The following is an 18,314-nucleotide window of genomic DNA, read 5'->3' as shown; positions in this document are numbered from 1 at the left end:
GATTTGTTTTTAAGAAATACAAATCATAGGCTGTAAAAGAACCACAAATCACATTGTGTATTTCAGGTTTACAGCCTAGAATTTGTATATCTGAAATACAGCTTGGGATTTGTATTATGGATTTTACCGTACGCACCGCGACACAATTGCCGGCCCTGCTCCAGGGGTTCCGCAAAGAGGCCGGCTTGACCCAGGCGGCCACGGCCTTGCGCCTTGGGGTCACACAACAGACCTTGTCCGCCCTGGAGCGCAATGCCGACAAGGTAAGCGCAGACCGGCTGCTGCAGCTGTTGAGCATCCTGGGGGTCGAAATGGTATTGCGCCAGCAAGGGGCGCAGCCGGGACCCGAAACAACATCCGAACCCAGCTGGTAAAGCCATGGGGCGACGCTCACACACGCAGGTCCTGGGCCTATGGATGAATGGCACATATGTCGGAGAGTGGAGCAATCGACCCCACGCCGGCGAGGTCCTGCAGTACGACAAGGACTGGGTCGCCTCCGCGCCGGGCAGGCCCTTGTCGCTGTCCCTGCCCTTCACGCCGGGCAATGGCCCGCATCGGGGCGACGTCGTCCGCGCATACTTCGAAAACCTGCTGCCCGACAGCAAGGAAATCCGCGAACGGGTTGCACGCCGGTTTCGGGCAGGCTCGACCGACGCGTTCGCCTTGCTTGCCGAGATCGGCCGCGATTGCGCGGGCGCCTTGCAGATCCTGCCTGCGGGAACAGCGCCTGCCGACGTGACGTCGGTGCAAGCCTCGCCCTTGAACGATGCCCAGGTTGCGCAGCTGTTGCGCAGCGTTCTGGCGCCGGCGCCTCTCGGCGGCCTGGCCATCGCTGAGGATGATTTCCGCATTTCCATCGCAGGTGCGCAAGAGAAGACCGCCTTGCTGCGGATGGACGGGCAATGGTGCTTGCCCCAAGGCGCCACGCCGACGACTCACATCCTCAAGTTGCCGTTGGGGCTGGTCGGCAATATGAAGTTCGACCTGAGCGAATCGGTGGAAAACGAATGGCTGTGCTCGGAGATCCTGGCTGCCTACGGCATGCCCGTGGCGCGCACGGAAGTACTCAGCTTCGAAGACGTGAAGGTGCTCGCCGTCGAACGTTTCGACCGCCGCTGGCAGGACGCCGAAAACGGAAAGCGTAGTCTCATCCGCCTGCCGCAGGAAGACATGTGCCAGGCCACCGGCACCCCGCCGCACCTGAAGTACGAGGCGGACGGCGGACCCGGCATCGACCGCATCATGAGTCTGCTCGAAACCTCGCGCCACGCAGAGCAAGACCGGCGGACGTTTTTCCAGGCCCAGGTCCTGTTCTGGATGCTGTGCGCAACGGACGGCCACGCGAAGAACTTCAGCCTGTTCCTGCGGCCCGGCGGGGCATATGAACTCACCCCGCTATACGACGTGCTGTCCGCTTATCCGATCCTGGGCGAAGGGCCAGGCAAACTGTCGCCCGTCCGCGCGAAGATGGCGATGGCGGTGCGTTCGAAGAACCCGCATTGGCGCATGCGCGACATCCAGCGGCGCCACTGGCTGACGGTGGGCGCGCGACATGGCGTCGTGACGCCGGACGGCCAGGGAGTCCAGTTCGTCGTGGACGATCTGATCGCGCGCACGCCCGAGGCGGTGCGCATGGTCCGCGCCAGATTGCCGCCCGGATTTCCGCAGGCGGTGGCAGACGGCATACTCGGCGGCTTGCAGGCGGCGGCGGACAGGCTCGCCGCGTAGCTTTGCCGCGTGCGTAGCGGCTACTGCAATTCATCGCTCGTTGAGTACATACCGCCCCGGCGTTTCCCCCGTCATCTGGCGGAAGTACGCAATGAACGCGCTGTCGCTGGAAAAGCCCAGATCGAACGCCACTGCGGTCACGCTCTGGCCCGCAACCAGCAGATCCACCGCGCGCAGCAGGCGCCAGAGCTGCCGCCAGGCCTGATAGCTCATGCCGGTCTCGCGCTGGAAGATGCGTGTAATGGTGCGCGCGCTTGCACCGACGCGTTGCGACAGGGCTTCCAGTTCGGGCGGCAGTTCCTCCAGGTCCAGACCGGCCAGGCGGCGGTCCGTGGGTACGGGCAGCAGCATGGGTTCCCGTCTTGCCGCGCGCAATTCGTCCATGCAGACGGCCAGCAGGTTGCGCGGCGCGCCCTGGGACCAGTCGGTGTCGAAGGGTTCCAGGCTGATGCGCTCGAAGACCTCGCGCAATAGCGGCGTCATCGAGAGTATGGCGGCGGCGGCCGCCGGCGCCGCGACACGCTCCAGGTCCAGATAGATCGAGCGGTACTCGACTTCGCCGCGGATCAGGACGCGGTGCTCGGTTCCTGGCGGTATCCATGCCACGCGGATGGGAGGCAACACCGCGATCAACCCCGGCATTGCGAGGCGTATGGAGCCGGCGTGGGCGAAGAGCAGCTGGCCTCGGCCGTGGCTATGCGGGCCGGAGTCGTGCTGTATCAGGCGCGACGCGATGCCCGTCACCGGCTGGGCCATGGTGTCGGGGTTGAACGCGTCGGTGGGTGCAAGCCTGGCCATTTGTCCGAGTTCCGATGTTTATTGTCTTCCTGGCTACAACGGCGACGGCAGCGCCCGGCTAAAAAACGGGCTCTACGTTTACCGATACCGCCATGTTCCGCCGTCCGCCTCTTGTGCTCGTTATCCTGCTGCTGAGTTTTCCGCAGATCGTCGAGACGATGTACAGCCCCGCCTTGCCGTTGATCGCAACTGCCTATCGAGCCACACCAGAGGAAGCTGCGCAGACGCTGTCGCTCTGGTTTGTGGCCTTTGCCTTCGGCGTGGTGGTTTGGGGCCGTCTATGTGATTCCAGGGGCCGCCGGCCGGCGCTGCTGGCAGGGCTGGCGCTATATGCGCTGGGCGCGGGCTGGGCCATGGCGGCGGGCGATTTCACGCAGCTGCTCGCAGCCAGGCTGATCTGCGCCTTCGGTGCCGCCGTGGGCTCAATCGTAACGCAGACGGCGTTGCGGGATAGCTACCGGGGCGCGGCGTTGGCCCAGGTCTTTTCGATTCTGGGGATGGCGCTGGCCGTGAGTCCTGCGGTCGGCATGTATGCCGGACAGAAGATCGCGGAGGCCGGCGGGGTCGTGGGTGTCTTTTTCGCGCTTGTCCTGATTGCCGTCGCACTGCTTGCGGCCAGCGCGTTGCGGTGGCCGGAAACTCGGCCTCGGCCGCACGCGGCGGTGCCCTTCTGGCCGACGTTGCGCGCCATGCTGCAAGATCGGGCGATCTGGCGCAGCGCGGCGCTGATCGCCATTTTCAACCTGGCGATTTTCGGCTATTACCAACTGGGTCCATTCCTGTATTCCCGGTGGGAGGACGTCTGGATCGGTTTCGGGGCAAGCGGCCTGGTGCTGGCGGCGGCTTCGTTATGCGGCGCGTTCCTTAACACGGCGCTGTTGCGGCGAGGATGCGCGTCCGAGCGCCTCGTCCTGCTGGGTATCGTCCTGATGTTGGTGGGCGCGGTGCTGGTTGTCGCGCTAATCCGGAGCCCCGCGTTTCTCATCGGCATGGCCGTGATTGCAGCCGCCTACGCGATCGCGATACCAAACATCCTGGCCCACGCCCTGCGCGCCTATTCCTGCGCCGCGGGGACGGCTGGCGCGATCCTGAGCCTGATCTACTACAACTTGCTGGGGGCCTCGTTGGTTCTTGCGGGATTGGGGCAGAGGCTGGATCTATTGTTGGGCTGTTGTGCCCTGTTCGCGGCCGTCGTGCACGTGAAATGGCGGAATCGCGCTTGAGGCGGGGCTCCTGCGCCTCACGTCGATAGGGTGCTCTCACGGCGCAGGATCGAAACACGCAGGCCGGCGGGAAAGTCGGCAGCCGCGCCGCGCATGTCATAGCGCACCATCAGCCCGTGATTGTGTGCGATGCGCCGCGCGATCGATACGCCCAGGCCGCTGCCGGATTCTTCATTGCCCGCGGCGCGCACGAACCGGTCGCCCAGCCGTGGCAGGACTTCGGGCGCGATGCCCGCGCCAGCATCATCGATGTGGATGCCGCGGGCGCCAAGTGTCAGACGCACGCGTGTATGCCGCGGGCCATAGCGCACGGCGTTATCCAGCAGATTCTTCAGCATGATGGCCAGCGCATTGTTGCTGCCTGCCGTCGGAAGCGCGTTTTCTTTGCCATCCGGCCATTCGATATCGATCTCGATGTCGCGCCGGTTTGCTATCCACAGGCAGTCGCCGACGGCCTGCTCAGCTACCAGCCCCCAGTCGACTGCATCGTCAAAGCCCGAAGGCCCGTTGCTGTCGAGCCGTGCCAGCGTCAGCAACTGCGCCACCAGCCGGTCCAGGCGGTCCAGCCCGGTGCTCACGCTGCGCTGGGCCTCGGCACGCAGCGTCGCGTCTTGCGCGCGCTGCACCACGTCCCACTGCGCGCGCAGCGCGGCAAGCGGCGTGCGCAGCTCATGTGCGGCGTCTGCGGTCAGGCGGCGTTCCTGTTCGATCAGGGTGGCGACTCGTGCCAGCAAGTCATTCATGGCGCGCACCAGGATTCTGAGTTCCGCCGGCGCTGCAGCCTCGGACAAGGGCGTGCCGTCATCGGGGCGGCGATTTTCCAAGGCTAGCGACAGCGTGCGCACAGGCCGCAGCGCGCGGCGCACCGACAGAATCAGCATCGCGATAAGCACGGGCAGTCCGATCAGCCAGGGAGCAATCTGGCTTGCGATGTAGGCAACCACGAGATCTTCGCGTTCGCCCGTGCGCTGGCCCACTGCGACACGCGTGGCCTTGTCATCGCTGGCGAGGTAGTAGAGCCGCCATGGCGCGCCGTTGACCGTGCTTTCGACAAAACCTTCCAGGGACTGATCGCGCGGGAACTGGAGTGCTTCGGCGTCCAGCACAAGCGGCGCGCCTGCGCCGCGCCAGATCGCCACGGACAGGTCGCCGCCGCTGGCTTCGCCGGAATTCGGCGGATGGCGTGCCTCAAGCGGGTCGGGAAGGCTGGCGCCGGGGGGGATCAGCGCCGCAACCGCAAGCGTCTGTTCAGCCAGACGCAGCATGTCGGTATCGTAGAGCTCGTTGATTTCGTGTGCGGCGCGCCAGTAGGTGCCTGCAATGGTCAACAGCCAGGCCAGGGGAGCGGCCAGCAGCACGGCAATGATCAGCCTGCGCTGCAGCGTCATGCCTCGGCCTCCACCTGACCCAGCGCGTAGCCGGCGCCTCTCAGCGTGCGGATCAGCTTGGGATGGATTTTTTTGCGCAGATGATGCACATGGACTTCGAGGGCGTTGCTTTCCAGGCCGGAGTCCCAGTCGTAGAGCTTGTCGCGGATGAAGTCGCGCGTCAGCACCCGGCTGGGATGCGTCAGGAATAGCTCCAGCAGCTGCGCCTCGCGTACCGTCAGATCCACCGCCAGTCCCTTCCAGCGCGCTTCATGCGAGGCCGGTTGGTATTCCAGGTCTCCATGGCGCCATATGGGTTCGGGCTTGCCGGCCAGCCGGCGCGTGACGGCGCGCAGGCGCGCCGCCAGCTCATCCAGCGTGATGGGTTTGATCAGGTAGTCGTCCGCGCCGGCGTCGAGCCCGGCTATCCGGCTTTCGATGGCATCGCGAGCGGTCAGTATGACCACAGGAAGGTCGATTCCGGCATGGCGCCAACGTGTCAGCAACGTTACCCCATCTTCAGATGGCAGGCCGAGATCCAGCACCACCGCATCGTAGCGCACTGCGCGCAGCGCCTGGTCGCCCTCTTTGCCGTTGACGAACCAATCCACGGCATATCCCAGCAGCCGCAGGCCGTTCTTTAGGCCATCGCCTATGAGCGGATCATCTTCGACGATAAGAATTCGCATTCAAGAACTCCTGGTGCTGGCCCGGATCAGATTACCACCGAGGTACGGTTAATTTGGAGTTAAGGTTCGGCCCGTACGCTGCGGCCATCGTTAAAGCAAGCGCTTCAAATGGACCGACCAGAAATCATGACGCCGCAGCGCAAGGCCTCGCCAAGGCCGGCCGATTGGCCTTACACGGCCCCGCTCGAGCGGCCCCGCCCGACATTGCTCGTGCATCCCTACGACGACCCGCAGCGCGGCTGCGTCGAATCCTATATCTACCTGCGCTACCGGCAGCGTTTTGGCGCGCGCGTGAAGCACTGGATGCCAACCCTGGTCAGTCTGCAGGCCGACGGCCAGATCCTCGCGGCGGCAGGATTCCGCGGCGCGGCCGAGACCTTGTACCTGGAGCGCTACCTGTCGGCGCCGGTGGAGCAGTACCTGCGCCAGCGCGATATGTCCGTGGCCCGCCGCCACATTGTCGAGACCGGTCAGTTCGCCGCCGTCCGGCCGGGTGCGGGGCGGCTGCTGGTACCCCATCTGGCACTGCATCTGCATCAACAGGGCTTCGAATGGGCGGTCAGCACCCTGACCTCAGAACTGCATCACCTGTTCTCGCGCATGGGCCTGGCTCATCAGCCCCTGGCCGCCGCCACGCCCGCGCAGCTGGATTCTGGCGAACGGCGCGACTGGGGCAACTATTACGAACATGATCCTCAGGTATTCGCCGGACGCCTGAGCCTTATTTTGAACCGATTCGGCGAGCCTCAATCATGACCAGTCAGGAATTCCTGGCGTCGTTGACGCGCGGCGACCGTCGCCTGCATCCCGCCTTGCGTTCTCCGGCAGGGGCCTTGACCTACTCAGAACTGTCGGAGCGGGTACAAGGTTGCGCGGACGCGCTTTCCGCCTATGGTTCGCGGGTAGTCGCGACTCTGCTGGACAACAGCGCGGATTGGATCGTTGTCGATCTCGCTTGTCTGGCGATGGGCGCCGTGCACTTGCCATTGCCGCTGTTCTTCACGCCGGAGCAGCGGCAGACCGCCATGATCGCGGCGGGCGCCAGTCTGCTGCTGATGCCTGCTGGCTCGTCCGGGCAAGCCAGTTCCAGCATGGATCCGTCCGCGGCCGGCCTGCTCGGCCGCTTGGCCGTCAGGCTGTTGGCCTTGCCGGCGATGCCGTTGCCTGCCGGCACATCCAAGATCACGTTCACGTCAGGCTCCACCGGACAGCCCAAGGGCGTATGCCTGGGCAGCGCCCAGATGCTGGACGTTGCGCGCGGCCTGGCCGAGGCGACGCGCGGGATTGGCATCGGCAGTCATCTCACGGCCCTGCCCTTGCCCGTGCTGCTGGAGAACATTGCGGGCGTCTATGCGCCCATGCTGGAAGGTGCATGCATTCACGTACCGCCGCTGGCGGAGGTCGGCCTGCAGGGATCTTCCCAATTCGATCCCCGACAGTTCCACGCGGCACTGGGTGCCTCGGAGGCCAATAGCGTGATCGTGCTTCCGCAGATGCTGCGTGCCTACGCCGGCTGGCTTGCAGCGACCCGGACGCAGGCGCCGCCGCGGCTGCGCCTGATGGCCGTGGGCGGGGCCGCGGTGGGAGCGCCGTTGCTGGAGCAGGCGCGCCGGCTTGGCCTCCCCGCCTACGAAGGGTATGGCCTGTCCGAAGCCGCTTCGGTGCAGACACTGAACCTGCCGGGCGCGGATATGCCGGGCTCGGCTGGCCGGCCAATGCCGCATGCGCGGGTCCGCATCGCCGACGACGGCGAGATCGAGATCGCCGGGACGCCGTTTCTCGGCTATCTGGGCGCGCCGTCGCCTGCGGGCGGTTGGTGGCCGACGGGTGATCTTGGCCGCCTGGATGACGCGGGATACCTGCATGTCGAGGGCCGCAAGAAGAACGTCCTCATCACCGGCTTTGGCCGCAATGTTTCGCCGGAGTGGGTCGAGGTCGAACTGGGCAATCAACCCGAGATCCGCCACGCGGTCGTGTACGGCGATGGCGAGGCCGAGCTGGGCGCCGTGATCTGGCCTCAGGGAACGGCTTCGGCGGCGGCCATCGACGCGGCTATAGCACGGACCAACCAGCGGTTGCCCGACTATGCCCGCATTGGCCGCTGGCTTTACGCGCGCGCCGAGTTTTCGGTGGACGGGGGCATGGCTACCGCCAATGGACGGCCCCGCCGAAGCGCGATTCTTCAACAGCATCCGGACCTGTTCCCAAGCGTCCGGCCTCATTCTCCGGTGTAAACGAACATGCCATTTTTTGATTCTCTCGTGGGTGCAACCCGGGGCAGCCGGGAAGCGCTGGTCCAGGCGCCCATCATCCAGGATTGCCTGCGCGGCGAGGTCGCGCTGCCTTCATATATCCGCTTCCTGGCCGAGGCCTATCACCATGTGCGGCACACGGTGCCCTTGATGCGCGCGTGCCGGACGCGCATGCCAGGTCGACTGGCCTGGATGGATGCGGCGCTGGAGGAGTACATCGAGGAGGAAACCGGCCATGACGAATGGATACTGAACGACCTGCGCGCGGCGGGCGCGGACGCTGAGGCGATCAGGCGCGCAGGCCCTGGTCCCGATACGGAAATCATGGTGGCCTATGCCTACGACACCATCATGCGGAACAACCCGGTGGGCTTCTTCGGCATGGTGCATGTCCTGGAGGGAACGAGTGTCGCCCTAGCCTTGAACGCTGCGGACAGGATCCAGCAGGCGTTGGGACTCCCCGGCACCGCCTTCAGCTACCTGCGTTCGCATGGCACGCTCGATCAGGAGCACACCGCGCATTTCGCGGAATTGATGGATCGGCTGGAGCATCCCGACGACCAGGCCGCCGTCATTCATGCGGCGCACATGTTCTACCGTCTGTACGGCGCGATCTTCCGTGGACTGCCGCGAGCTGCCGCCGGGAGCGTGCCGGCATGAAGATCAATCAGACCTCGGTCGTGCTTACGGGAGCTGCCGGCGGGTTGGGCAGCGCCATCGCACGCATGTTGCGCGCCGAAGGAGCGCGCGTTTTGCTGGTCGGAAGGCGCGCCGGTCCTACGCTGGAACTGGCCAAGTCATTGAGCTTGGACGCGCACGACCGCAGCGCCGTGGACGCCCTGGTCGTTGATATCACTACGCAGGAAGGTCGGGCGGCGATCGCGGATGCCGCCGCGGCGCGTCGCGCCAACGTGCTCATCAACAACGCGGCGGTAGCGGGGTTTGGCGCCGCGGGTGCGATGGACGCTGAACAGACCAAACAGATCTTCGACACAAACGCCGTCGCGCCCATGCTGTTGACCGCCAGCCTGCTGCCTGTGCTGCTTGGACAGCCGCGCGCTCAGGTCTTGAACATAGGCTCCGTGCTCGGCAGCCTGGGCGTTCCCGGCTTTGCCGCGTATGGCGCGTCCAAGGCAGCCCTGCGCGTCTATACGGAATCCCTGAGGCGCGAACTCGCGGACTCTACCGTGCGTGTGCAGTACTACGCGCCGCGCGCCATCGATACGCCGTTCAATGCGGCTGATGTCATCGCCTTCAACCAGGCGACCGGATCGCCGACGGACAGCCCGGAGGCGGTCGCCAGAGCCGTACTGCGCATGCTGGAGGCGGAGACCGCCCAGCGCTATGCCGGTCCGTTCGAAGCCCTGGCCGTGCGGCTCAACTCGCTATTCCCGCGCCTGCTCGATGGCGCATTTACCAAGCATCGGCGTGCCTTGAGGTCGTCGCCGCCGCAATCAGGAGTGTCATCATGATCCGCAGAGCTTTCCTGCGTTACGTCTCATCGGCCATGCTGGCCCTGACGGCATATTCCTTCGTTTCCACAGCCCACGCGGAACCGGCCGATATGGACAACGCCATCGGCAAGCTTCAGAGGGAGTGGGCGGAAATCCAATACCAGACGCCCGAAGCGAAGCGGGAGACCAGCTTCGAAGCCCTGGCGCAGAAGGCACATGCCGTGACCGTGAGGTACAACGATCGCGCCGAGCCGCACATATGGGAAGGGATCATCCTCAGTTCATGGGCTGGCGCCAAGGGCGGCCTGGGCGCGCTTGGCATCGCGAAACAGGCCAAGGCCGAATACGAGACCGCTATCCAGATCGACAGCCAGGCGCTGGCCGGGTCCGCCCTCAATAGTCTCGGCGTGCTGTACTACAAGGTTCCTGGCTGGCCCGTCGGCTTCGGCGACAACAAGAAGGCCGAGTCCTTGTTGCAGCAGGCGCTCGCGATCAATCCGGATGGCATCGACCCCAACTACTTCTATGCGGATTATCTGGTCTACCGGAACCGCAAGGCGGAGGCGGTCCCGTATCTGGAAAAGGCCCTGCATGCGCCAGCGCGTCCTGGCCGCGAGGTCGCCGATCGGGGACGCAGGCAAGAGGCGGAGGCCTTGCTCAGGAAGGTCCGTGGCTGAGGAGGACCGCTTCGAAGGATGCCAATCAGTGCGCGGGGCGGGCGCTGTTCATGATCAACTCAGATGCACCGACGACGCGATCCCCTGGTCCGCCATCTTCGAGTACGGGCAGATCGATTCCGTCTCGTGGACCAGCGCCAGGGCGACGTCCTTGGGCAGCCCGGGCAAGGAAATCTCCAGCCTGGCCTTGATGCAGAACAGGCCGTCGAAGGCTTCGCGCGCGAAAGTCGTGGTGCAGTGGATGGCGAAATCCGCTGGCAGCGGGACGCGGTTCTTCGTGGCGACCAGCTTCATGGCGCCATGAAAGCATGCGGCAAAGCCGGCTGCGAATAATTGCTCGGGATTGGTGCCGCCGCCATTGCCGCCCAACTCCTTGGGGAGCCTGAGTTCGAGTTCCAGTTCGCCGTCGTTGGAGACCGCTCTGCCGGACGATCTGCCGTGTCCGGAGGCGCCGCCGGTTACGGAGACGGTGGTCGTGTACAGGGGCAGGTCCTCTGCGCCGGCATAGGGCTCCAGGAGCGAAACAGAGGGCGCGGACGGGGCTTTCATGGGAACTCCTCAAGTGCGGATAAGCGGTTGGTTTTTTTCCGCGGCAACTATAGAGTTGTCCCCAACAGGCGCAAAGACAGAATTTCTGTTCTGACTGGCATCTTTTCTTGTACCGTCGACGCCAGCTTCCTAGGCGCTCTTCTTGACATTGGCAAGCCGGTGCAACTCGTCCACATCAAGGATGGCCAGCCCGCCATAGTAGGTTTCCAGCACGCCCGCGCGGGCGAGTCGCGCAAGCGCTGCATTGCAGCGTTGCCGCGAAATGCCGCACAGGCCGGCGATTTCTTCCTGGGAGACCTTCAGCCGTCCATTGGTGCCGGAATGCCTTTCCGCGTTGAACTGCGCGGCGACCGCGCGCGCCACCGTCGTGTCGACGTCGAGCAGCACGTTGGACGTGAAGCTGCTCATCAGCCAGTCCACGCGCTGCGCGAGATGCATCATCAGCGCCTTGGTGAATTCGATGTTGTTGTTCCAGAGCCGTTCACAGGTCTCGCGCGGCAATATCACGATCTGGCTGGGCCGCAGCGCAACCACCTCGTACTCGAACCGCTCGCGACGGATCATGGTGGCTTCGCCGAACCAGCTGCCGGTGCTGAAGCCGGCCAGGGACAGGGACTTGCCGTCCGCGCCGGGCGAGGACCATTTCACCAGGCCTTGCACCACGCCGTACCATCCTGGCGAACGGCTGCCCGCGCGGAACAGGAACTCGCCCGCGGCCAGGGTCACCACGCGCAATTCGGCGCGGATCAGGTCGCGTTCGAGTTCCGGCAGGCCCTTGTACCAAGGGACGACGTCGAGCATCTTGTCCACCGCGCCTTGCGCGCGCCGCCGCCGTGCGCTCAAGGGTTCGTCGCCGGCGTCGGCAAGCCGTTCGCCCATGTGTGCCTCCTTCGTAGCCGTTGTGGCGCCGCTCAGGTAAACCCTAGGGCGCTTTGTCACCATGATGACTGTCCGCGGTCTGGGGCCGGCACCAGAATAGCCGAGGTGCCAGACGCCAAAACCCACAAGAGGAGACAAGCATGTTGCCCATGCAAGGCATGATGTCCCGCAGCGCCCTGGCCTGCGGCCTGGCCGTGACGCTGCTGCACGCCCCTGCGGTCCAGGCGCAGATTTCAGACGATGTTATTCGAATTGGCTTCATCACCGACATGTCGGGCGTGTACTCGGGGCCGGATGGCCCCGGCGGCGCCGAGGCCATCAAGATGGCGATCCAGGAGATGGGCGGCGAGATCAACGGCAAGAAGATCGAGCTGCTGACGGCCGACCATCAGAACAAGGCGGACATCGCCTCGGCCAAGGCGCGCGAATGGTTTGACCAGGCAGGTCTGGACATGCTGATCGGCGGCACCAATTCCAGTACGGCGCTGGCCATGTCGAAGGTCGCCGCCGACAAGAAGCGGCCCATCATCGTGGTGGGCGCGGGCGCGCCGGCGCTGACCAATGAACAATGCACGCCCTACACGCTGAACTACGCCTACGACACCGTGGCGCAGGCGCGCGGTACGGGCGCGGCCGTGGTCAAGGCAGGCGGCAAGAGCTGGTACTTCCTGACTGCCGATTACGCCTTTGGCCACGCATTGCAGGCGGACACGACCAAGGTGGTCCAGGCCGGCGGCGGCACGGTGGTGGGATCGGTCAAGCATCCGCTATCGGCCAGCGACTTTTCTTCGTTCCTGCTGCAGGCGCAAAGCAGCAAGGCGGAGATCCTGGCCCTGGCGAACGCCGGTGCGGACGCGACCAACTCGATCAAGGCCGCCAACGAATTTGGCATCACCAAGACCATGCGCCTGGCCGGCCTGATCATGTTCATCAACGATATCCACGCCATGGGGCTGCCCGCCTCGCAAGGCATGTACCTGACGGACAGCTGGTACTGGAATGCGTCGGACGAGACCCGCGCCTGGGCGCGCGCCTTCTTTGAAAAGCGCAAGGCCATGCCCTCCTCGTTGCAGGCGGCCGACTACTCGGCGGCGCTGCAATACCTGCGCGCGGTCAAGGCCACGGGCACGGATGATGCCGACCGCGTGCTGGCCTATCTGCGCGAAAACAAGCTGAACGACGTCTACATCAAGAACGGCGTGGTGCGGCCGGACGGGCGCGTCGTGCACGACATGTACTTGCTGCAGGTCAAGACGCCGGAACAGTCCAAGGAGCCCTGGGACTACTTCAATGTCGTGCAGACCATCGACGGCAACCAGGCCTTCACCACCAAGGAAGAGAGCCGCTGCGCGCTCTGGAAGTGACCCTCATGAGCAAACGTAAAGTCATCGTGACCATCGCCCCGACCGGGGGCATGGCATTCAAAAGCCAGAATCCGCACCTGCCCACGCAGCCGCTGGAAATCGCGGAGGACGTGTACCGCTGCTATAACGCGGGCGCCAGCGTGGTGGCGCTGCATGCGCGCCGTCCCGACGACCAGGCGACCTGCGACGCTTCGGTGTACCGGCAGATGAACCGGCTCATCCGCGACCGTTGCGACATCGTGCTGAACAACTCCACCGGCGGCGGCGTGCATGGCGACATGGTCAAGGAAACCTCTCCCGGCACGTGGGAGATCCTGTGGGAAGAGCGGCTCAAGGGCATGGACGCCGGCGCCGAGATGTGCACCTTGGACGCCACGACCTTGAACCTCGCGTTCGGCGACCGCGAATACCTGATGAACACGCCGCTCACCAAGGCCCGCGAACTGGCCGCCGGCATGCAGGCGCGCGGCATCAAGCCAGAATGGGAAGTCTTCAGCCCCACGCATATCCTGCAGGACGCCACGACGCTGATCGAAGAGGGACTGGACGAAGGGCCGCATTTCATCAACCTGGTCATGAACGTGCACCGCAACTTCCAGAACGCCATGCCGTTCTCGGTGCGGCATTTGCAGATGATGGTGGACCTGCTGCCCAGGAACAGCATCTTCTGCGTCAGCGGCATCGGCCCCGCGCAACTGGAGGCCAACATGGCCGCCCTGCTGCTGGGCGGCCATGCGCGGGTCGGCCTGGAAGACAACCTGTACTACCGCCACGGCGAACTGGCCACCAACGTCCAATTGACCGAGCGCATCGTGCGCATCATCCGTGAAATGGACATGGAACCCGCCACGCCAGCCGAAGCGCGCGAGATCCTGGGACTGCCGCTCAAGAGCGGAATCCGGCCCGAGTTCGCGCTCTGACCAGGAAAAGCCATGAGCAATTCACTGCAAGGAAAGCGCGTCCTCATCACCGCGGGCGCGCAAGGCATAGGCTTGGCGATCGCACGCAAGTTTCTGGAGGCGGGCGCCGAGGTGCACGTCTGCGACGTGGACGAAGCGGCTTGCAAGGCCGCTGCCGCAGCGCATCCAAGCCTGGGCGTCAGCGTGACGGACGTATCCAGCGAAGCGCAGGTCCAAGCCATGTTCGGCGAACTGGCCCGGAAATGGGGCAAGCTCGATGCCTTGGTCAATAATGCTGGCGTGGCCGGCCCGACCAACCGGCTGGAGGAAACCGCGCTGGACGCGTGGCAGCGCACGCTGGATGTCAACCTGACCGGAACCTTCCTGTGCGCGCGCAGCGCCGTGCCGCTGCTGCGGGCGGCAGGCGGCGGATCCATCGTCAACATCTCGTCCGTCGCGGGCCGCCTGGGCTTTTCGCTGCGCACGCCTTATAGCGCCAGCAAGTTCGGCCTGGCCGGCCTGACGCAGACCTGGGCCATGGAGCTGGGGCCGTCGAACATCCGCGTCAATTCCGTGCTGCCGGGCGTGGTGTCGGGCGACCGGGTTGAGCGGGTCATCGCGGCCCGCGCCGCGGCCGGCGGGGTGACCAACGACGCCATGCGCGAGCAGCTTGTGGACAAGGTGTCGTTGCGCCGCATGACCAGCCCGCAGGACGTGGCCAATCAGGTGGCGTATCTGTGTTCAGACGAAGGCGCCATCATCAGCGGCCAGAGCATTTCCGTCTGCGGCAACGTGGAATACCTGGGCTGAGTTGCCGATGTCGGCGCCCCGCGTGCCGCGAAGGTTCCGAAAAACCTGAGCGTCAGTTCGATCCCGGCGAATTGTTCGACGCCTCCCGAAGTTCTAGACTGGATTCGTACACGCATTGTGTACCGCTGGCTGTCGCATAGCGGTTTTGCAGCGACGGCGGGAGGTCCTGATGAATCGGGTCGAGACCTTTGCCACCCTGCCGATGTGGGCGGGGTTCGTAGGCTTTGTGCTGGTCGTGCTGGCGCTGGATCTCTACGTGCTCGGAGGCCGCCATGCGCACCGCGTGCGGCCCCGCGAAGCGTTGTTCTGGGTGGGCGTATGGATGGCGCTGGCCGCGTTGTTCGGCGCCCTGATGTGGTGGTATCTGGATGCCACCCTGGGGCGCGACATTGCGCACCGGAAAACGCTGGAGTTCTATACCGGCTACCTGATCGAACTGTCCCTGTCCGTGGACAACATGTTCGTGTTCTCGCTGATCTTCGGCTATTTCGTGGTGCCGCTGGAATTGCAGCGCCGGGTACTGCTGTACGGCGTGCTGGGCGCCATCGTGATGCGGGTCGGCATGATCCTGGCGGGCGTCTGGCTGCTGTCGAAATTCGACTGGCTGTTCTATGTGTTCGGCGTGCTGCTGGTGGCGACGGGAGCGAAGATGCTGGCCCGGGCGGACCATCAGCCTGACATTGCCCGCAATCCGCTGGTGCGCCTGTTGCGCTCGTCGATGCGCATCACCAAGGATTATCACGGCGAGTCGTTCTTTGTGCGCATCGGCGGCCTGCGGCATGCCACGCCCATGTTCGTCGTGCTGCTGATGATAGAGGCGAGCGACGTGGTGTTCGCGGTCGACAGCATTCCCGCCATCTTCGCCGTCACCACCGACCCGTTCCTGGTCTTTACTTCCAACATCTTCGCCATCATGGGCCTGCGGGCGCTGTACTTCCTGCTGGCCGACATGCGCGAACGTTTCCGCTACCTCAAGCACGGACTTGCCGCGGTGCTCATCATCATCGGCGGCAAGATGCTGGCCGCGCCATGGTTCCATGTGCCGGTGCAGTGGTCGCTAGGGGCGGTAGGCCTTATCCTGCTGGCATCCGTGGGCGCCAGCCTGATCCTGCCCAGACGGGCCGCGGCCAGGGCTGCGCGCCATAAGGGATGAGTCCCACGAACCGGAGATCTGTCATGAACACGATCATTCTTGCCACCGATGGGTCCAGCCACAGCGATGCCGCGGCGCGCTATCTGGTTGACGGCCCTTTGCTGAACCGGGATTTCACGGTGCATGTACTGCATTGCGAGCCCGACGTGACGGGCGACGTCAAAGCCTTCATCGGCCAGGCCGACATCGACGCCTGGCACCACGAAGAGAGCGACAAGGCAATGAAGTCCGTGGTCGAGATCCTGCGCGCGGGCCAGGTCGGCTTCGAGTGCCACGAGCTTACGGGCCACACGCCGGACAAGATCGTGGCGCATGCGGTCAAGGTGGGGGCCACGGCCATCGTGATGGGGTCGCACCATCGGGCGCCGTTCCTGGACGCATTGTTGGGGTCGGTGTGTTCGCGGGTCATTGCCCACGCGCCTTGTCCGGTGCTGCTGATCTGAACGTCCGCGGCTGATGCGCTAGCAGGTGAGCTTGAGCTGATAGCTGCCATCGGCGTCGCGGGCCAGGCGAACCCGGTCGAAGCGATAGTTGCGCCCCTTGAACGCATAGGTCGCGTCGGTCTCGTCGTCGTCGCGGCCTTGCCAGACTATTTTCCGATCCAGCGATTCGGCGTAGTAGTAGAAGATGGCGTTGGTGGATTCGATCAATCCCAGGTCGCCGCGCAGGCCGGTGGAACTGTTGGCTTCCACGTTCCACCAGCCTTCGGTGCGCCATTCGCCTCCGTCGGGCAGATAGTGCACCGCGAATCTCAAGTCCCGGCCGCAGGCGTTCTCGATCTGGAGGGACGCAGGCTTGGCCGGCGCAGGCTTCTTGCTGTCCGGCTTGGCGGCCTGGAGCTGGTCTTGCCGTTCATTCCAGCCCATGCCGTAATAGGCTAGCAGGCCGCCGATTGCCAATACGGCCGAGACGCCGATGACTACCTGCCGCACGGTCTTTTGCCGCATGTGTTCCGTGTACCGCTGCTCCAGAATCCGGGTCTCGTGCTGTTGCAGCAGTTGATCGCGGTGTTTTTTCCTGGCCGAGGTCGTCACCGCGGATGCCCCGGCCAGCAGCAGCAGCAGGGTGAGGTAGCGGTATTTCATCAGCAGGCTGGCCAGCGATGGAACGAGGTTGGCGGCCAGGCCCAACGCCATGGCGCAACCGATGAAGGCCAGCGGCCATATCCAGAAATTGCGTCCCTTGGCGATTTCGGTGGCGTAATAGTCGCGCAGCGTATCGGTGGATCCGGAATCCGGCGGCGCTTTCCCGTTCGTCCCGCCACCGTTGCCGCCGGGCGCGCCGGCGGCGCGTTGCTCGGCGATCCACGCGTCATGCTCTTGGCGGCGTTTCGGATCGGAAAGCACCGCGTAGGCCTCGTTCAGGCGCGCCATGACGCGCTTGGCTTCCTCGGGATTGTCAGGATTCTTGTCCGGATGCCATTTCTGCGAGAGATAGCGGTATGCGCCGCGGATGACTTCATCGCTGGCATTTTCCGAAACTTGGAGCGTGTCGTAATGGGTATGTATGCCAGCCATTGCCATGGGTCCGCGTTCCGAAGCCGGGCGCTCAGCTTCCTGCACGGCGAGCTTACGCTGCAATCATGGACGTCGGTATCAGCCAAAGAGACTACATCGCTGGGTGGGTGCGCGGCGCAGTGGTATCTTTTCCCATTTTCCTGCACGCCACTCCGTTTCATGCCCGACGACGCCCAAACCTCCTCAGATTTCCCGCCTGCAGAGCCGCAAGCGGCCGCCCCCCGGCCCTTTATCCAGAACTCGGGCACCCGCCGCACCTTGCATTTCACGCAGCAGGAAATCCAGAGCAGCATGTCCACCCTCAACCCCGATGCGCTCGAACTGGAGTACACGCGGATGATGATGGGCTTCGTGCTTTTCAATCCGGCTCCCGCCCGCATCCTGATGGTGGGGCTGGGCGGCGGCTCGCTGCCCAAGTTCTGCCATCGCTATCTGGCGGACAGCGCTATCGACGTGGTGGAAATCGATCCGGCAGTCATTGCCCTGCGCGAAGCCTTCATGGTGCCGCGCGACGACGACCGCTTCCGCGTGCTGCAGGCCGACGCGGCCGACCATATGCGCGGCCTGTCGGACCATGCCGACGTGATCCTGCTGGACGGGTTCGGCATCGGCGGGATTCCGGGCCCGCTGTGCTCGGCGGAGTTCTACGCCGATTGTTTCCGCGCTTTGCGCGAGGGCGGCATCCTGGTGATCAATTTCCACGTCAATCACCCGGACCATCATGACTACATGGACCGGGTGCGGGCCTCGTTCGGTTCGTCCATGTTCGAGGTGGTGGATGACGACATGACCAACAGCATCGTGTTCGCCTGCAAGGGCGACCTGCTGGACGATCCCGCCGCGGCCGAGCTGCGCCGACCGGCGTCCATGCCCAAGGACGCCTGGCGCCAGTTGATGCCGACGATGAAGGTTATCGGCGCGACGCTGGTGCTGAGATAGCGGCCTGGCTTGC

20 protein-coding genes are annotated in these 18,314 nt (G+C 64.6%); 14 read left to right on the top strand and 6 right to left on the bottom strand.

Going from position 1 to position 18,314, the window contains the following annotated elements; genetic code table 11:
* The first annotated feature begins 113 nt into the window (after nucleotides 1-113).
* Together IB259_RS26880 and IB259_RS26875 are read left to right on the top strand one after the other, a co-directional pair.
* Complete coding sequence (locus IB259_RS26880; RefSeq protein ID WP_054455917.1) at nucleotides 114-374, top strand: helix-turn-helix domain-containing protein; 261 nt, start codon at nucleotides 114-116, stop codon at nucleotides 372-374.
* 43 nt (nucleotides 375-417) lie between these two features.
* Nucleotides 418-1,731: a type II toxin-antitoxin system HipA family toxin gene (locus tag IB259_RS26875; protein WP_255509603.1), complete on the top strand. Its 1,314-nt coding sequence runs from the start codon at nucleotides 418-420 to the stop codon at nucleotides 1,729-1,731.
* A gap of 30 nt (nucleotides 1,732-1,761) precedes the next feature.
* Here the strand turns inward: IB259_RS26875 and IB259_RS26870 are convergent, their stop codons facing one another.
* Entirely contained in the window at nucleotides 1,762-2,529 is a 768-nt protein-coding gene (locus IB259_RS26870; protein ID WP_192330593.1) for a helix-turn-helix transcriptional regulator, read from the bottom strand.
* Between the two features lie 92 nt (nucleotides 2,530-2,621).
* On the opposite strand from IB259_RS26870, the gene IB259_RS26865 reads away from it, so the two are divergent.
* Nucleotides 2,622-3,752, top strand: coding sequence for an MFS transporter (locus tag IB259_RS26865; RefSeq protein ID WP_192330591.1), 1,131 nt, complete (start codon nucleotides 2,622-2,624; stop codon nucleotides 3,750-3,752).
* A 17-nt stretch (nucleotides 3,753-3,769) separates the two neighbouring features.
* Here the strand turns inward: IB259_RS26865 and IB259_RS26860 are convergent, their stop codons facing one another.
* Together IB259_RS26860 and IB259_RS26855 are read right to left on the bottom strand one after the other, a co-directional pair.
* Nucleotides 3,770-5,140, bottom strand: coding sequence for an ATP-binding protein (locus IB259_RS26860; RefSeq protein ID WP_125470615.1), 1,371 nt, complete (start codon nucleotides 5,138-5,140; stop codon nucleotides 3,770-3,772).
* Nucleotides 5,137-5,808 carry a response regulator gene (locus IB259_RS26855; protein WP_125470614.1) on the bottom strand — a complete coding sequence of 224 codons (672 nt, stop codon included), beginning with the start codon at nucleotides 5,806-5,808 and terminating at the stop codon, nucleotides 5,137-5,139. The genes IB259_RS26860 and IB259_RS26855 overlap by 4 nt, the downstream gene beginning before the upstream one ends.
* Before the next feature lie 108 nt (nucleotides 5,809-5,916).
* Between IB259_RS26855 and IB259_RS26850 the strand changes: the two genes are divergently transcribed.
* From IB259_RS26850 to IB259_RS26830, 5 genes are read left to right on the top strand one after another with little or no spacing between them, the layout of a single operon-like run.
* Nucleotides 5,917-6,564 (top strand): thermostable hemolysin, encoded by a 648-nt coding sequence (locus IB259_RS26850; RefSeq protein WP_225596948.1) that lies wholly within the window; start codon nucleotides 5,917-5,919, stop codon nucleotides 6,562-6,564.
* The gene (locus IB259_RS26845) at nucleotides 6,561-8,042 is read left to right on the top strand and encodes an AMP-binding protein (RefSeq protein ID WP_175161996.1); all 1,482 of its coding nucleotides are present in this window, start codon (nucleotides 6,561-6,563) and stop codon (nucleotides 8,040-8,042) included. Before IB259_RS26850 ends, IB259_RS26845 begins: the two co-directional genes overlap by 4 nt.
* A 6-nt stretch (nucleotides 8,043-8,048) precedes the next feature.
* Nucleotides 8,049-8,720 carry a TenA family transcriptional regulator gene (locus tag IB259_RS26840; protein WP_125470612.1) on the top strand — a complete coding sequence of 224 codons (672 nt, stop codon included), beginning with the start codon at nucleotides 8,049-8,051 and terminating at the stop codon, nucleotides 8,718-8,720.
* Entirely contained in the window at nucleotides 8,717-9,532 is an 816-nt protein-coding gene (locus IB259_RS26835; protein ID WP_175161999.1) for an SDR family oxidoreductase, read from the top strand. Before IB259_RS26840 ends, IB259_RS26835 begins: the two co-directional genes overlap by 4 nt.
* The gene (locus IB259_RS26830; RefSeq protein ID WP_192330589.1) at nucleotides 9,529-10,191 is read left to right on the top strand and encodes a hypothetical protein; all 663 of its coding nucleotides are present in this window, start codon (nucleotides 9,529-9,531) and stop codon (nucleotides 10,189-10,191) included. Before IB259_RS26835 ends, IB259_RS26830 begins: the two co-directional genes overlap by 4 nt.
* A 54-nt stretch (nucleotides 10,192-10,245) precedes the next feature.
* Here the strand turns inward: IB259_RS26830 and IB259_RS26825 are convergent, their stop codons facing one another.
* Both IB259_RS26825 and IB259_RS26820 read right to left on the bottom strand, forming a co-directional pair.
* Entirely contained in the window at nucleotides 10,246-10,740 is a 495-nt protein-coding gene (locus IB259_RS26825) for an Ohr family peroxiredoxin (protein WP_054455400.1), read from the bottom strand.
* A gap of 129 nt (nucleotides 10,741-10,869) precedes the next feature.
* Nucleotides 10,870-11,619 carry a Crp/Fnr family transcriptional regulator gene (locus tag IB259_RS26820; RefSeq protein ID WP_225588860.1) on the bottom strand — a complete coding sequence of 250 codons (750 nt, stop codon included), beginning with the start codon at nucleotides 11,617-11,619 and terminating at the stop codon, nucleotides 10,870-10,872.
* Between the two features lie 140 nt (nucleotides 11,620-11,759).
* On the opposite strand from IB259_RS26820, the gene IB259_RS26815 reads away from it, so the two are divergent.
* The 5 genes from IB259_RS26815 (at nucleotide 11,760) to IB259_RS26795 (ending at nucleotide 16,288) form a co-directional block, all read left to right on the top strand.
* Nucleotides 11,760-12,983, top strand: a complete 1,224-nt coding sequence (locus IB259_RS26815) for an ABC transporter substrate-binding protein (protein ID WP_370126395.1) — start codon at nucleotides 11,760-11,762, stop codon at nucleotides 12,981-12,983.
* A 5-nt stretch (nucleotides 12,984-12,988) separates the two neighbouring features.
* Nucleotides 12,989-13,903, top strand: a complete 915-nt coding sequence (locus IB259_RS26810; RefSeq protein WP_192330587.1) for a 3-keto-5-aminohexanoate cleavage protein — start codon at nucleotides 12,989-12,991, stop codon at nucleotides 13,901-13,903.
* Between the two features lie 12 nt (nucleotides 13,904-13,915).
* Nucleotides 13,916-14,692 carry an SDR family oxidoreductase gene (locus tag IB259_RS26805; protein ID WP_175162003.1) on the top strand — a complete coding sequence of 259 codons (777 nt, stop codon included), beginning with the start codon at nucleotides 13,916-13,918 and terminating at the stop codon, nucleotides 14,690-14,692.
* Nucleotides 14,693-14,861: 169 nt separating this feature from the next.
* A complete protein-coding gene (locus IB259_RS26800; protein WP_054455394.1) occupies nucleotides 14,862-15,845 on the top strand; it encodes a TerC family protein in 984 nt (327 codons plus the stop codon).
* A gap of 23 nt (nucleotides 15,846-15,868) precedes the next feature.
* The gene (locus IB259_RS26795) at nucleotides 15,869-16,288 is read left to right on the top strand and encodes a universal stress protein (protein WP_054455392.1); all 420 of its coding nucleotides are present in this window, start codon (nucleotides 15,869-15,871) and stop codon (nucleotides 16,286-16,288) included.
* Nucleotides 16,289-16,306: 18 nt separating this feature from the next.
* On the opposite strand, the gene IB259_RS26790 is transcribed toward IB259_RS26795, so the two are convergent.
* Nucleotides 16,307-17,362: a DnaJ domain-containing protein gene (locus tag IB259_RS26790; RefSeq protein WP_192330585.1), complete on the bottom strand. Its 1,056-nt coding sequence runs from the start codon at nucleotides 17,360-17,362 to the stop codon at nucleotides 16,307-16,309.
* Between the two features lie 159 nt (nucleotides 17,363-17,521).
* On the opposite strand from IB259_RS26790, the gene IB259_RS26785 reads away from it, so the two are divergent.
* Nucleotides 17,522-18,301 (top strand): fused MFS/spermidine synthase, encoded by a 780-nt coding sequence (locus IB259_RS26785; RefSeq protein WP_192330581.1) that lies wholly within the window; start codon nucleotides 17,522-17,524, stop codon nucleotides 18,299-18,301.
* Nucleotides 18,302-18,314: the final 13 nt, after the last annotated feature.

The sequence above is a fragment of the Achromobacter sp. ACM04 genome, assembly GCF_014851465.1.
Taxonomy (GTDB): domain Bacteria; phylum Pseudomonadota; class Gammaproteobacteria; order Burkholderiales; family Burkholderiaceae_B; genus Achromobacter; species Achromobacter aegrifaciens.
Note: the sequence above shows the minus strand (reverse complement) of the source record. Positions and strands in the feature narration are given on the sequence as shown.